This is a genomic window from Streptomyces sp. 7R007, from assembly GCF_054850255.1.
Map to the genome: position 1 here is coordinate 245,862 of NZ_JBTWMV010000010.1, position 14,098 is coordinate 259,959.

Annotated in this window: 12 protein-coding genes; 8 read left to right on the forward strand and 4 right to left on the reverse strand. The window is 68.6% G+C overall.

The window, feature by feature from the left end:
* Window positions 1-28 precede the first annotated feature (28 nt).
* A complete protein-coding gene (locus ACYF6T_RS16470; protein ID WP_461697074.1) occupies window positions 29-2,710 on the forward strand; it encodes a transglycosylase domain-containing protein in 2,682 nt (893 codons plus the stop codon).
* 131 nt (window positions 2,711-2,841) lie between these two features.
* Window positions 2,842-4,350: a glycosyltransferase family 87 protein gene (locus ACYF6T_RS16475; protein ID WP_461697076.1), complete on the forward strand. Its 1,509-nt coding sequence runs from the start codon at window positions 2,842-2,844 to the stop codon at window positions 4,348-4,350.
* Between the two features lie 105 nt (window positions 4,351-4,455).
* Here the strand turns inward: ACYF6T_RS16475 and ACYF6T_RS16480 are convergent, their stop codons facing one another.
* The 3 genes from ACYF6T_RS16480 to ACYF6T_RS16490 all read right to left on the reverse strand — a co-directional run bounded on the left by ACYF6T_RS16480 (window position 4,456) and on the right by ACYF6T_RS16490 (window position 7,172).
* On the reverse strand, window positions 4,456-5,487 hold the full coding sequence (locus tag ACYF6T_RS16480; RefSeq protein ID WP_461697077.1) for an alanine racemase: 1,032 nt from the start codon (window positions 5,485-5,487) through the stop codon (window positions 4,456-4,458).
* 65 nt (window positions 5,488-5,552) lie between these two features.
* Window positions 5,553-6,674 carry a peptidoglycan bridge formation glycyltransferase FemX gene (femX, locus tag ACYF6T_RS16485; protein ID WP_461697079.1) on the reverse strand — a complete coding sequence of 374 codons (1,122 nt, stop codon included), beginning with the start codon at window positions 6,672-6,674 and terminating at the stop codon, window positions 5,553-5,555.
* Window positions 6,675-6,854: 180 nt separating this feature from the next.
* Complete coding sequence (locus ACYF6T_RS16490) at window positions 6,855-7,172, reverse strand: hypothetical protein (RefSeq protein ID WP_461697081.1); 318 nt, start codon at window positions 7,170-7,172, stop codon at window positions 6,855-6,857.
* A gap of 264 nt (window positions 7,173-7,436) precedes the next feature.
* Here ACYF6T_RS16490 and rpsF point away from each other — a divergent pair, with 264 nt between their 5' ends.
* The 4 genes from rpsF to rplI all read left to right on the forward strand — a co-directional run bounded on the left by rpsF (window position 7,437) and on the right by rplI (window position 9,165).
* Window positions 7,437-7,727 (forward strand): 30S ribosomal protein S6, encoded by a 291-nt coding sequence (gene rpsF / locus ACYF6T_RS16495; protein ID WP_004950685.1) that lies wholly within the window; start codon window positions 7,437-7,439, stop codon window positions 7,725-7,727.
* Between the two features lie 77 nt (window positions 7,728-7,804).
* Complete coding sequence (locus ACYF6T_RS16500) at window positions 7,805-8,383, forward strand: single-stranded DNA-binding protein (RefSeq protein WP_461697090.1); 579 nt, start codon at window positions 7,805-7,807, stop codon at window positions 8,381-8,383.
* An 80-nt stretch (window positions 8,384-8,463) separates the two neighbouring features.
* Complete coding sequence (gene rpsR / locus ACYF6T_RS16505; RefSeq protein WP_003949403.1) at window positions 8,464-8,700, forward strand: 30S ribosomal protein S18; 237 nt, start codon at window positions 8,464-8,466, stop codon at window positions 8,698-8,700.
* A gap of 18 nt (window positions 8,701-8,718) precedes the next feature.
* Complete coding sequence (gene rplI / locus ACYF6T_RS16510; RefSeq protein WP_461697100.1) at window positions 8,719-9,165, forward strand: 50S ribosomal protein L9; 447 nt, start codon at window positions 8,719-8,721, stop codon at window positions 9,163-9,165.
* Window positions 9,166-9,335: 170 nt separating this feature from the next.
* On the opposite strand, the gene ACYF6T_RS16515 is transcribed toward rplI, so the two are convergent.
* Window positions 9,336-10,682, reverse strand: coding sequence for an MATE family efflux transporter (locus ACYF6T_RS16515; RefSeq protein ID WP_461697101.1), 1,347 nt, complete (start codon window positions 10,680-10,682; stop codon window positions 9,336-9,338).
* Between the two features lie 450 nt (window positions 10,683-11,132).
* On the opposite strand from ACYF6T_RS16515, the gene dnaB reads away from it, so the two are divergent.
* Together dnaB and ACYF6T_RS16525 are read left to right on the forward strand one after the other, a co-directional pair.
* Window positions 11,133-12,611, forward strand: coding sequence for a replicative DNA helicase (gene dnaB / locus ACYF6T_RS16520; RefSeq protein ID WP_461697103.1), 1,479 nt, complete (start codon window positions 11,133-11,135; stop codon window positions 12,609-12,611).
* Between the two features lie 60 nt (window positions 12,612-12,671).
* A complete protein-coding gene (locus ACYF6T_RS16525) occupies window positions 12,672-14,057 on the forward strand; it encodes a serine hydrolase domain-containing protein (protein WP_461697104.1) in 1,386 nt (461 codons plus the stop codon).
* The last annotated feature ends 41 nt before the right edge of the window (window positions 14,058-14,098 follow it).

Consider the following 14,098-nt stretch of genomic DNA (forward strand, 5'->3'; position numbering starts at 1 on the left):
GTGCGCCTGCCCGAGGAGTAGTCGTTCGATGAGCGAGCACCGTCGCAAACCGCCGCAGCCGCAGGGAGGCGGACGTGCCGCGGCCCGACGCGGCCAGTCCGGCTCGTCCTCCGGCCGCCGTGCGGCACCGCGAGGCGCCACCGAGTCTCCTTCCGACGCGTACGGGTCGGGTTCTCACGGGTCGGGAGGCGAGGAGCGGCCGTACGGCGGCCGCGCGGAAGCCCGGCGCGCGGCACAGAGAAGTGGGGGCGGTCGCCGCAGAGCGGCCGAACCCGGCCGGGGCGGCCGGCGCGGCGCGCCCGGCGGGCCGAACGGGCCCGGCCGGGGCCGGGGACGCGCGGTCGACCCCGGAAAGAAGCGGCTGATCGACTATCCCCGTGCCGGCAAGTACGGCGCGGCGCGCTGGGTGCCGTCGTGGAAGCTGGTGACCGGTCTCTTCATCGGCTTCTTCGGCAGCCTGGTGGCGGTCGCGGGCATTGCCTACGCGATGGTGGGCGTCCCGGACCTCGCCAAGACCGCCACGGCCCAGAACAACGTCTTCTACTGGGCCGACGGCAGCGAGATGGTCGCCACGGGTGGCGAGACGAACCGTCAGATCGTCAACCTCTCGCAGATCCCCAAGGAGATGCAGTACGCGGTCATCTCCCAGGAGAACAAGACCTTCTACACCGACAGCGGCATCGACCCCAAGGGCATCGCCCGCGCCGTGTTCAACATGGCCCGGGGCGGTGAGACCCAGGGTGGCTCCACCATCACCCAGCAGTACGTGAAGAACGCGATGCTCGACGACCAGTCGCAGACGATCTCCCGCAAGTTCAAGGAGATCTTCGTCTCGATCAAGGTCGGCACCACGGTCTCCAAGGACGAGATCATGGCCGGGTACCTGAACTCCGCGTACTACGGCCGCGGCGCCTACGGCATCCAGGCCGCGGCCCGGGCGTACTTCAACAAGGACGCCGTCGACCTGAACCCGGGCGAGTGCGCCTTCCTGGCGGCGATGCTCAAGGGCGCGACGTACTACGACCCGGCGGGCGCGACGTCCCTCGACCCGGCCGCCACTCCCCAGGCCAACCAGCGGCGGGCCCTGGCGCAGATGCAGGACACCCTCAACAAGATGGTCGAGTACGGCCACCTGAGCGCCACGGAACGGGCCAAGTACACCAAGCTCCCCGCCTGGCAGAACCCGCGCGCCAACAACAAGCTGAGCGGCCAGATCGGCTACCTCGTCGACCTGGCCAAGGCCTACCTGATCAACAACACGAACATCTCCGCGGACGACCTGCAGAAGGGCGGTTACTCGATCTACACGACCTTCGACAAGAAGAAGGTCAACGAGCTCGAGACCGCGGTGAAGAACGTCGAGAAGGCCAACATCAAGCCCAAGCAGCGACCGAAGACGGACACGCACGTCCAGTTCGGCGGTGCCTCCGTGGATCCGCAGACGGGTGCCATCAAGGCCATCTACGGCGGTGAGGACGCCACCAAGCACTTCACGGACAACGCCGACTCCACCGGCGCCCAGGTCGGTTCGACCTTCAAGCCGTTCGTGCTCGCGGCCGCGATGAAGTGGGGCGTCAGGGACCCCGACCTCGGCGCGGAACAGGCGCAGGACGAGCGCACCCAGATCTCCCCCAAGAGCCTGTACAGCGGCAAGAACAAGCTCAAGATCAAGGAGTACAACGGGGACGTCTGGAAGGACGACAAGGGCAACGAGTGGCTGCAGAGCAACGACGGCAACGAGTCGGTGGGCAATCCGCCGAACTACCAGATCGACCTTCGTGAAGCGATGCAGTACTCGGTGAACTCCGCCTACGTCCAGCTCGGCATGGACGTAGGCCTGGACAAGGTCAAGGAGTCCGCGGTCGACGCGGGCCTGCTGGAGAGCAGCCTGACCGGCACCAGCTACCCGTCGTTCTCCATCGGCATCTCCGACCCGAGTGCCATCCGCATGGCCGGCGCCTACGGCACCTTCGCCGCCAGCGGTGAGCAGCGCGACCCGTACTCCGTCCAGAAGGTCACCAGCAAGGACGGCACGGTCTTCACGCACAAGGACCAGCCGAAGCAGGCGTTCACCGCGCAGGTCGCCGACAACGTCACCGACGTGCTGAAGACGGTGGTCGAGAAGGGTACGGGTACCAACGCCCAGCTGCCCGGCCGTGAGGTCGCGGGCAAGACCGGTACCACCGACGGCAACAAGTCCGCCTGGTTCGTCGGCTACACCCCGCAGCTGTCCACGGCGATCACGATGTTCCGCCTGGACGACAACGAGAACAACAAGAAGCGCGAGTTCCTGGAGATGTACGGAACCGGCGGCCAGGAGAAGATCCACGGTGCGTCGTTCCCGGCCGAGATCTGGCACGACTACATGGCGGACGCGCTGAAGGGCATGCCGGCGAAGGACTTCCCGACGCCCGAACCCATCGGCGAGGTCGTCAACGACGTGCCGAGCCCGACGCCCAGCGTGACGGCCACGGAGACCCAGGAGTCCAGTCCGACCCCGACCCCGACGCCCAGCGAGACGCTGACGACCCCGACGCCTTCGGCGACCGAGTCCTGCAAGTTCAGCTGGCAGTGCACGGATACCGGCGGCACGGACACGGGCGGTACGGACGGAGGCGTGACGTCGTCGCCGACGGCCACGGACACTTCCGGGACCGGCAACAGCAGAGGCAACGGCAACGGCGGTCTCTTCGGAGGCTCGACCGGATAGGCGCGAATCCGCCCAGCACGGGTGTTTCACGTGAAACATGCGCATGTTTCACGTGAAACAAGGGCCGCCGCACCTGAGAGGGTGTGGCGGCCCTCGGCGTATTGCTAGGCATGTACGGCAGGATGTGCGGCATGCCCCGCGCAGAATCGACGCAAGAGAGCGTGCACGAGCCCGCCCCGGTGCGGCCGACCAGGGAGGACGCGGTCGCCCGGAGCGGCAGTGAGCTGATCGGCGGCCCCCTCGGGCGGCGCGCCCTGCTCGGGACGTCCTGGTGGACGCCCGTCAGAGTGGTCGCGCTGGTCGCCATCGGCATGTTCGCCCTCGGCCTGATCCAGAAGGCGCCCTGCTACAACGGCGCCTGGTTCTTCGGCGCCAGCTCCCAGTACACGAAGGCGTGCTACTCCGACATCCCGCATCTGTACCAGGGGCGCGGCTTCGCCGACGGGCTGGTGCCCTACTTCGACAAGCTCTCCGGCGACATGCCCTACCTCGAATACCCGGTGCTGACCGGAGTGTTCATGGAGGTGGCCGCCTGGCTCACCCCGGGCAGCGGCAGCATCCAGGACCAGGAACAGTGGTACTGGATGGTCAACGCCGGGATGCTCATGGCGTGCGCGGCCGTCATCGCCGTCTGCGTGGCCCGCACGCACGCCCGCCGGCCGTGGGACGGTCTGCTGGTCGCCCTGGCGCCCGCCTTCGCGCTGACCGCCACCATCAACTGGGACCTCCTGGCCGTCGCTCTGACGGCCGCGGCGATGCTGATGTGGGCCCGGGGCCGATCCGTGGCCTTCGGCGTCCTCCTGGGGCTTGCCACGGCCGCCAAGCTCTATCCCGTCTTCCTGCTCGGCCCCCTGTTCCTGCTGTGCTGGCGTGCGGGCAAGTGGCGGGACTTCGGCAGGGCCCTGGCCGGAGCAGTCGTCGCCTGGCTCGTGGTGAACCTGCCCGTGATGCTCTTCGCCTGGGACGGGTGGGTGCAGTTCTACAAGTTCAGCCACGACCGGGGCGTCGACTTCGGGTCCTTCTGGCTGATCATGGCTCAGAACTCGTCCGACCCGCTGAGCACCGACACCGTCAACACGCTGGCCACGCTGCTCGTGCTGCTGTGCTGCGCGGGCATCGCGGCACTGGCGCTGACGGCCCCGCGACGTCCGCGCTTCGCGCAGCTCGCGTTCCTGATCGTCGCCGCGTTCATCGTGACCAACAAGGTCTACTCGCCGCAGTACGTCCTGTGGCTCGTACCGCTGGCGGTGCTGGCGCGGCCGAAGTGGCGGGACTTCCTGATCTGGCAGGCGGGCGAGGTCGTCTACTACCTGGGCATCTGGATGTACCTGGCCTATACGACCAGCGGAGACGCCCACAAGGGCCTGCCGCAGGACGGCTACCACTGGGCCATCGGCATCCACCTCCTGGGGACGCTGTACCTGTGCGCCGTCGTCGTGCGCGACATCCTCATGCCCGAACGGGACCCGGTGCGCCGATCCGGTGACGACGACCCCTCGGGAGGCGTGCTCGACGGTGCGGAGGACGTCTTCGTCCTCGGCGCGGCGGCACATCCACCACGCCACGCGGCCTCTTACGAGGGCCCGCAGGTGGAGTGGGGCAGCCATGCACTGGGGTCCCCCACAGACGGTTCGCTCTGAGCGAACAAGCGCTGGCCGGCCCCGTAGGGGGCCGCCCGCCGTCCATGCAGAAGGCCGTACACGAGGGATTCCGTGTACGGCCTTTCGCCTGTTCGGGGTTGTCGCTCAGCGGTCGACGAGCCGGTCGAACTGCGTGGTGGTGTGCCGCAGATGGGCCACCAGCTCGTCGCCGACCTTCGGCTCGGGCGCGTCCGAGGGAACGAACAGGATGGAGACCTGCATGTGCGGCGGCTCGGCGAACCAGCGCTGCTTGCCGCCCCAGACGAACGGAGAAAGGTTCCGGTTGACCGTGGCGAGACCGGCACGGGCGACGCCCTTGGCGCGCGGCATGACGCCGTGCAGCGCCTTGGGAGCCTCCAGACCCACACCGTGCGACGTACCGCCCGCCACGACCACCAGGAAGCCGTCCGAGGCCGCCTTCTGCTGGCGGTAGCCGAACCGGTCGCCCTTGGCCACACGGGTGACGTCCAGGACCGCCCCGCGGTACTCGGTGGCCTCGTGGTCGCCCAGCCACAGCCGGGTGCCGATCCGGGCGCGGAAGCGGGTCTGCGGGAACTGCTGCTGCAACCGGTGCAGTTCCTCGGCCTTGAGGTGGCTGACGAACATCGTGTGCAGCGGCAGCCGGGCCGCGCGCAGCCGGTCCATCCAGCCGATGACCTCCTCGACGGCGTCCGAGCCGTCGGTGCGGTCCAGCGGCAGGTGGATGGCGAAGCCTTCGAGACGGACGTTCTCTATGGCGGCGTGCAGCTGCGGCAGTTCCTGCTCGGTGATGCCGTGGCGCTTCATCGAGGACATCACCTCGATGACCACCCGGGCGCCCACGAGGCCGTACACGCCGTCGACGGACGACACCGAGCGGACGACCCGGTCGGGCAGCGGGACCGGCTCCTCCCCGCGCCGGTACGGCGTCAGCACCAGCAGGTCACCGCTGAACCAGTCCTTGATGCGCGCGGCCTCGTACGTCGTGCCGACGGCGAGGATGTCCGAGCCCAGCCGCGTGGCCTCCTCCGCCAGCCGTTCGTGCCCGAAGCCGTAGCCGTTGCCCTTGCAGACCGGGACCAGGCCCGGGAACTGCTCCTGCACGTGCTTGTGGTGCGCCCGCCAGCGCGCGGTGTCGACGTAGAGCGTGAGCGCCATGGCCGGACCTGGAACCTTTCTCGTGGCTGCGGTGTATCAGAGGTATGGAAGCACTGAACGTGACGTCAGCGGCGCGACATGTAGATGTCGAGCGCCTTGTGGAGCAGCTTGTTCAGAGGGAAGTCCCACTCGCCGAGGTACTCCGCGGCCTGGCCGCCCGTGCCCACCTTGAACTGGATCAGGCCGAAGAGGTGGTCGGTCTCGTCCAGCGAGTCGGAGATGCCCCGCAGGTCGTAGACGGTCGCGCCCAGCGCGTAGGCGTCGCGCAGCATCCGCCACTGCATCGCGTTCGAGGGCCGGACCTCACGGCCGATGTTGTCGGAGGCCCCGTAGGAGTACCAGACGTGACCGCCGACGATCAGCATGGTCGCCGCCGAGAGGTTCACGCCGTTGTGCCGGGCGAAGTACAGCCGCATGCGGTTGGGGTCCTCGGTGTTGAGGGCCGTCCACATGCGCTGGAAGTACGACAGCGGGCGCGGCCGGAAGTGGTCGCGCACGGCCGTGATCTCGTACAGCCGCTGCCATTCCTCAAGGTCCTGGTAGCCGCCCTGGACGACCTCGACACCGGCCTTCTCGGCCTTCTTGATGTTGCGGCGCCACAGCTGGTTGAAGTTCTTGTGGACCTCTTCCAGCGAGCGGTTGGCCAGTGGCACCTGGAAGACGTAGCGGGGCTGGACGTCGCCGAAGCCGGCGCCGCCGTCCTCGCCCTGCTGCCAGCCCATACGGCGCAGCTTGTCGGCGACCTCGAAGGCGCGCGGCTCGATGAAGTCGGCCTCGATGTCGCGCAGCCGCTTCACGTCCGGGTTCTGGATGCCCGCCTTGATGGAGTTCGCCTCCCAGCGGCGGATGATCACCGGCGGGCCCATCTTCACGGAGAAGGCGCCCTGCTGCTTGAGGTGGGCGAGCATCGGTTCCAGCCACTCGGTCAGATTCGGCGCGAACCAGTTGATGACCGGGCCCTCGGGCAGATAGGCGAGGTAGCGCTTGATCTTGGGCAGCTGGCGGTAGAGGACGAGGCCGGCGCCGACCAGTTCGCCGGTCCGCTCGTCGAACCAGCCGAGGTTCTCCGAGCGCCACTCCGCCTTCACGTCCGCCCAGGCCGGAACCTGCATGTGGCTCGCCGACGGCAGGCTCTGGATGTAGGCCAGATGCTGCTCGCGACTGATCGTCCTCAGGGTCAGGCTCATTCGGGGCGCTCCTCGGGCTGGTGTGTCCCCATGGGTACAGGGGCTCCGGCTCTCGCGCCGAAGCCTACTGCGCCTTGCGAGCGCCCCGGTTGGACGTACGGAAGCTGCGCCCCGGCCTGCGGGCCGCCGGGGCGTTGCGCGGTGCTTTGTGTCGGGTTGGGAGGACGGTGTCCCCAGGCGTCAGCCGATGACCCCGCCGAAGAGCCCGCCGTGCGCCATGCCGAGGAAGAAGCCGACACCGGAGGCGCCGAGACCCAGGATGAGTCCGAAGCGCTCGCGGGTCGTCTCCGAGATCCACTGGCCGTACGCGCCGGTGAGGATGCCCACCAGGCCGGCCCAGGAGCTCAGCAGATGCAGACTGTGGAAGAAGCCGGTCACGAACGCCGTCACGCCGAGCACCAGGGTCACCGCGAGCAGCGTGTCCTGGAGCGGGTGGGACTTGCCGTCCGTGGCGAAGAGGCCTCCGGCGCCGGTGTTGGGTCGCAATGCTTGTGCCATGGGGCACCTCCTGCGAAAGGCGGCGCATCGTAGCGCCATACACACCCGATGTGTACAGACTGACGGTCACCCCGGCCGGATTTCAACCGGAAGCGGGTGTGCGGGTAGTCTGTAGCGTCTGCACCGGTGTCTGCCCAGGCCAGCTCGGGCGAACCGCGAGGTCAGCCCCGATTGTCAGTGGCGACCGATACCGTTGCGTACGCATCACAACCCTCCTGCCACGGAACGACCGTGGCCGTTGAGTCCAGAGGAGGTGGGTTCCACATGCGTCACTACGAGGTGATGGTCATCCTCGACCCCGATCTGGAGGAGCGCGCTGTCTCCCCCCTGATCGAGAACTTCCTTTCCGTCGTCCGTGAGGGCAACGGCAAGGTGGAGAAGGTCGACACCTGGGGCCGTCGTCGTCTCGCGTACGAGATCAAGAAGAAGCCCGAGGGCATCTACTCGGTCATCGACCTGCAGGCCGAGCCTGCGGTCGTCAAGGAGCTCGACCGCCAGATGAACCTGAACGAGTCGGTCCTCCGGACCAAGGTCCTCCGCCCCGAGACCCACTGAGCCCTTCCGCTCAGCTGATCTCGGGATTCGAGTAGCAGCACAAGCAGCCAGCAGCAAACCCGCCGAGAGGTTCCCCCATGGCAGGCGAGACCGTCATCACGGTCGTCGGCAACCTTGTCGATGACCCCGAGCTGCGCTTCACCCCTTCCGGTGCGGCGGTCGCGAAGTTCCGTGTCGCGTCCACTCCCCGCACCTTCGACCGTCAGACGAACGAGTGGAAGGACGGCGAGAGCCTGTTCCTCACCTGCTCGGTCTGGCGTCAGGCGGCGGAGAACGTCGCCGAGTCGCTCCAGCGAGGCATGCGCGTCATCGTGCAGGGCCGGCTGAAGCAGCGGTCCTACGAGGACCGTGAGGGCGTCAAGCGCACGGTCTACGAGCTGGACGTCGAGGAAGTCGGCGCCAGCCTGCGCAACGCCACGGCCAAGGTCACCAAGACCGCCGGCCGCGGTGGCCAGGGCGGTTACGGCGGCGGTGGCGGCCAGGGTGGCGGCGGCTGGGGCGGTGGCCCCGGCGGCGGTCAGCAGGGCGGCGGCGCTCCCGCCGACGACCCGTGGGCCACCGGCGCTCCCGCCGGTGGCAACCAGGGCGGCGGCGGTGGCTGGGGTGGAAACTCCGGCGGCGGTGGCGGCGGCTACTCGGACGAGCCCCCCTTCTAGACCTTCGGTCCGGATCTCCGGGCCTGGCGGGTCGAGGGCGGGTCGTTACCCAAACTTCTTGATCACACAGGAGAAACACCATGGCGAAGCCGCCTGTGCGCAAGCCGAAGAAGAAGGTCTGCGCTTTCTGCAAGGACAAGGTCACGTACGTGGACTACAAGGACACGAACATGCTGCGGAAGTTCATTTCCGACCGCGGCAAGATCCGTGCCCGCCGCGTGACCGGCAACTGCACGCAGCACCAGCGTGACGTCGCCACGGCCGTCAAGAACAGCCGTGAGATGGCGCTGCTGCCCTACACCTCCACCGCGCGCTAAGGGAAGGGTGACCGACTCATGAAGATCATCCTCACCCACGAGGTCTCCGGCCTCGGTGCCGCGGGCGACGTCGTCGACGTCAAGGACGGTTACGCTCGCAACTACCTGATCCCGCGGAACTTCGCGATCCGCTGGACCAAGGGCGGCGAGAAGGACGTCGAGCAGATCCGTCGTGCTCGCAAGATCCACGAGATCCAGACCATCGAGCAGGCCAACCAGGTGAAGGCCCAGCTCGAGGGCGTCAAGGTCCGCTTGGCCGTCCGCTCCGGCGACGCCGGTCGTCTCTTCGGTTCCGTCACCCCGGCCGACATCGCCTCGGCGATCAAGGCTGCCGGCGGTCCCGAGGTCGACAAGCGCCGCATCGAGCTCGGCGCGCCGATCAAGACCCTGGGCGCCCACGAGACGTCCGTGCGTCTGCACCCCGAGGTTGCCGCCAAGGTCAACATCGAGGTCATCGCGGCGTGACGCTGCGCTCGGTTTGAGCGGTTGTTCGGCTTGAGCAGTTGAGAGAGGGGCCACCCCGTTCGGGGTGGCCCCTCTCGACGTCTGGCTCCTGGTGTTCGGACGCGGGATCGGCGGAGCGGGACGGGCGATGTTTCACGTGAAACCGAGCCGACGTGCCATGGGGAGGCTGGTCAGCGGGTCGCGCCCGTCACCATCCAACGGCCCGACCGCGCTCGCAGCCACAGGGTGAGCAGCCGCACCGTCATCATCAGCGTCATGGCCCCCCAGAGTGCGGTGAGACCTCCGCCCAGCGTGGGGACGAGCAGTGCCACAGGGGCGAACACCGCCAGCGTAACCAGCATCGCCCAGGCCAGATACGGCCCGTCGCCCGCACCCATGAGGACTCCGTCCAGGACGAAGACGACACCGCTGATCGGCTGCGAGAGAGCGACGATCACCAGCGCGGGCAGAGCCGCGTCCTTCACCACGGAGTCGCTGGTGAACAGCGGCAGGAATGCCGGCCGTGCGACGACGACCAGGATGCCGAGGACGACACCGACCGCAACGCCCCACTCCACCATGCGACGGCAGGCCTGGCGGGCGCCATCGGCGTCACCCGCGCCGAGATACCGCCCGATGATGGCCTGCCCGGCGATGGCGATGGCGTCGAGGGCGAACGCGAGCAGACTCCACAGGGACAGGATGATCTGGTGGGCCGCGATGTCGGCGTCGCCGAGGCGGGCGGCCACAGCGGTGGCGATCATCAGGATCGCCCGGAGCGAGAGCGTGCGGACCAGCAGGGGCGCGCCGGCCTGTGCCGAGGCCCTGATTCCGGCCAGGTCGGGCCGCAGGGAGGCGCCGTGCCGACGGGCCCCGCGGACGACCACGGTCAGATAGACCGCGGCCATCCCGCACTGGGCGATGACGGTGCCCCACGCGGAGCCGGCGATGCCGAGGTCGGCGCCGTAGACGAGACCGGCGTTGAGAGCGGCGTTGGCGACGAAGCCCGCGACGGCGACGTACAGCGGAGTCTTCGTGTCCTGCAGTCCGCGCAGGACACCGGTGGCCGCGAGCACGACGAGCATGGCGGGGATGCCGAGGGCCGAGATGCGCAGATAGGTGGTCGCGTAGGGGGCCGCAGTGTCGGAGGCGCCGAAGACGTCCACGAAGGTGGGAGCCGCGGGCAGGACGACGGCGATCACGGCGGCTCCGAGCAGCAGCGCCAGCCAGATGCCGTCCATGCCCTGCCGTATGGCGGCGTGCAGATCACCGGCGCCGACGCGGCGGGCGACGGCGGCCGTGGTGGCGTAGGCGAGGAAGACGAAGACGCTCACCGCGGTCGTCAGGAGAGCCGAGGCGACCCCGAGACCCGCGAGCTGGGCCGTGCCGAGATGGCCGACGATCGCACTGTCGGCCATGACGAAGAGGGGCTCGGCGACGAGCGCGCCGAAGGCCGGGACGGCCAGTGCGACGATCTCTCGGTCGTGCTGTCGTCGTCCGGCCCTGGGGGTCGCGGGAGCCTGTGTCATGAGCACCAATCTAACCGTCCACAGGTAAGACATGCAAAGCTTTTGCGACCCTTACAAGTCCTCTCGCCGTGTGGTCTTCCGTGCGTCGTTCGATGTGATCTTGATCCGACTGGGGAAGTTTTTCTTCTGCACAGCCGGTGGACGGTAAACGTGCAGGTCAAGCGGAGTAACGGGGAAAGGTCGCCAGCTTGTTCACAGGGCTGTCCACCGTGTCGTGCACAGGTTTCGCGGAGTTCTCCACAGCATCCGGGCCGTCGTCCACATGGCCTGTGGATAACCAGATTGGCTGACGGTGCCCGCGGGCCTACGGTGGTCCGGCGCCCGCTCCGTTCGTCGGTCGAGAAACCGGTACAAACCCGACGCGCCACAAACGGAGTTGGGCCTCTCATTTGTCAGTGCCGTGCCGTAGAAAAGAGAAGCACGGCGAGGTCCGCTCAGCGGACGGGAGGAGGTGGCTCGGTGAGCATTTCCGAGCCCTTGGACGATCCGTGGGCCGACAGCGGTCCCAGTGATCGCCTGCCCGCCTCCCGCCGCCGCGGCGACGGGGGACGAGGCCGCGACGAACAGCACGACCGCGGCCGGGACAGCGGCGCGTGGGAGGGCGCAGGCACCTCGTTCGAGCGGGTGCCGCCCCAGGACCTGGACGCCGAGCAGTCCGTGCTCGGCGGCATGCTGCTGTCCAAGGACGCCATCGCCGACGTCGTCGAGATCCTCAAGGGCCACGACTTCTACAAGCCGGCCCACGAGACCATCTTCCAGGCGATCCTCGACGTCTACGCCAAGGGCGAGCCGGCCGACCCCATCACCATCGCCGCCGAGCTCACCAAGCGCGGCGAAATCAACAAGGTCGGCGGCGCATCGTATCTGCACACACTCGTCCAGACGGTGCCCACGGCGGCCAACGCCGAGTACTACGCGGAGATCGTCCACGAGCGCGCGGTCCTGCGCCGCCTGGTCGAGGCCGGCACGCGCATCACCCAGATGGGGTACGCGGCCGACGACGACGTCGACGAGATCGTCAACCGTGCCCAGGCCGAGATCTACGCGGTCACCGAGCAGCGCACCAGCGAGGACTATCTGCCGCTCGGCGACATCATGGAGGGCGCCCTCGACGAGATCGAGGCGATCGGCTCCCGCAGCGGTGAGATGACCGGTGTGCCCACGGGCTTCACGGACTTCGACTCGCTGACCAACGGCCTGCACCCGGGGCAGATGATCGTCATCGCCGCACGCCCGGCCATGGGCAAGTCCACGCTGGCGCTGGACTTCGCGCGGGCCGCGTCGATCAAACACAACCTGCCCAGCGTCATCTTCTCCCTCGAAATGGGCCGCAACGAGATCGCCATGCGTCTGCTGTCCGCCGAGGCCCGGGTCGCCCTGCACCACATGCGCTCCGGCACGATGACCGACGAGGACTGGACCCGCCTGGCGCGGCGCATGCCCGACGTCTCGGCCGCACCGCTCTACATCGACGACTCCCCGAACCTGTCGATGATGGAGATCCGCGCCAAGTGCCGCCGCCTCAAGCAGCGCAACGACCTCAAGCTTGTCGTCATCGACTACCTCCAGCTGATGCAGTCCGGCGGTTCCAAGCGCGCCGAGAGCCGTCAGCAGGAGGTCTCGGACATGTCCCGTAACCTCAAGCTGCTCGCCAAGGAGCTGGAGATCCCGGTCATCGCGCTCTCGCAGCTCAACCGTGGTCCCGAACAGCGCACCGACAAGAAGCCCATGGTCTCCGACCTGCGTGAGTCCGGCTCCATCGAGCAGGACGCCGACATGGTCATCCTGCTGCACCGCGAGGACGCCTACGAGAAGGAGTCACCGCGCGCGGGCGAGGCCGACCTGATCGTGGCCAAGCACCGTAACGGCCCGACGGCGACCATCACCGTCGCCTTCCAGGGCCACTACTCCAGGTTCGTGGACATGGCGCAGACCTGATCCGCGTCCGCTGGACAAATGCGCTCGACCGCCGGGCGTCGCCCAGGATGGACTGGGAGCATGACGACTTCTCAGGAAGAGCTGCTCCCCGCCACCCGCCGTGCCCTGCTGCACCGGATCGCCGTGGCCCAGTCCGAGGGGCGTGCCCCCTCGTTGGTGGCGACCGTCGTGAGAGGCGGCCGGGCGGTCTGGCACGGCGCGCGGACCTCGGTGGACGGACACGGGCCGGACGAGAACGTGCAGTACCGCATCGGCTCGATCACCAAGACCTTCACGGCCGTGCTGGTGCTGCGGTTGCGGGACGAGGGCCTGCTCGACCTCGGCGACCCGCTGGAGAAGCATCTGCCCGGCACGGGCGCGGGGGAGGCCACGATCGCCGATCTCCTGGCCCACACCGGTGGTCTGGCCGCCGAGTCGCCGGCGCCGTGGTGGGAGCGCACTCCGGGCTCCCTGCGCCCCGAGCTCGCGGATGTCCTCGGCGCACAGCCCCTTCTGCACCCGGTGGGCCGCCGCTTCCACTACTCCAACCCCGGCTACACCGTGCTGGGCGCTCTCGTGGAGAAACTGCGCGGGGCTCCGTGGGAGGAGGTACTCCGGCGTGAGGTGCTCGAACCCCTGGGCCTGCACCGTACGAGCGCCCACCCGCGGGCTCCTCACGCGGGCGGCTGGGCCGTGCACCCCTGGGCCGACGCTCTGTTGCCCGAACCCGCCGAGAACCTCGGCCGGATGGCACCGGCGGGGCAACTCTGGTCCACCACAGGGGACTTGGCGCGGTTCGCCGTCTTCCTGGCACAGGGCGACGAACGGGTATTGAATGCGTGGTCCGTACGGGAGATGCGGACCCCGGCGGCACCGGCGGAGGCCGTGGACGTGCTGGACGGTGCCACGTACGGGCTCGGACTGCAGATCCAGCGCCAGGACGGCCGGTTGCTGGTGGGGCACTCCGGTTCGCTGCCGGGCTTCCTGGCCAACCTCACGATCAGCGTCGAGGACGACGTCGCGGCGGTGGTGCTGGCCAACTGCACCTCAGGTCCGCTGCTGTCCGTCGTCGGCGCCGACCTCGTGCGCATCGTCGCGGAGGCGGAGCCGCGCATCCCCGAGCCGTGGCGTCCGTTGCCCCAAGTCGACGCGGGAACGCTGGAGCTGGCGGGTCCCTGGTACTGGGGCACGCATGCGTTCGCCCTGCGGCTGACGGCCGACGGAGGGGTCTGTCTGGAGACGCTGTCCGGCAGCGGCCGTGGGTCGCGTTTCCGGGCGAACGGCGACGGGACGTGGACGGGGCTGGAGGGCTACTACGCCGGAGAGCTCCTGAAGCCCGTACGACGGCCCGACGGGACGGTGGACCACCTGGACCTCGGCTCCTTCGTGTTCACGCGTCAGCCGTACGACGAGGGGGCCTCCGTGCCCGGTGGAGTGGACCCGGACGGATGGCGGGGGATCGGCTAGCCAGTGGACCACGGGAGAGGCGTCCTGTTTCACGTGAAACA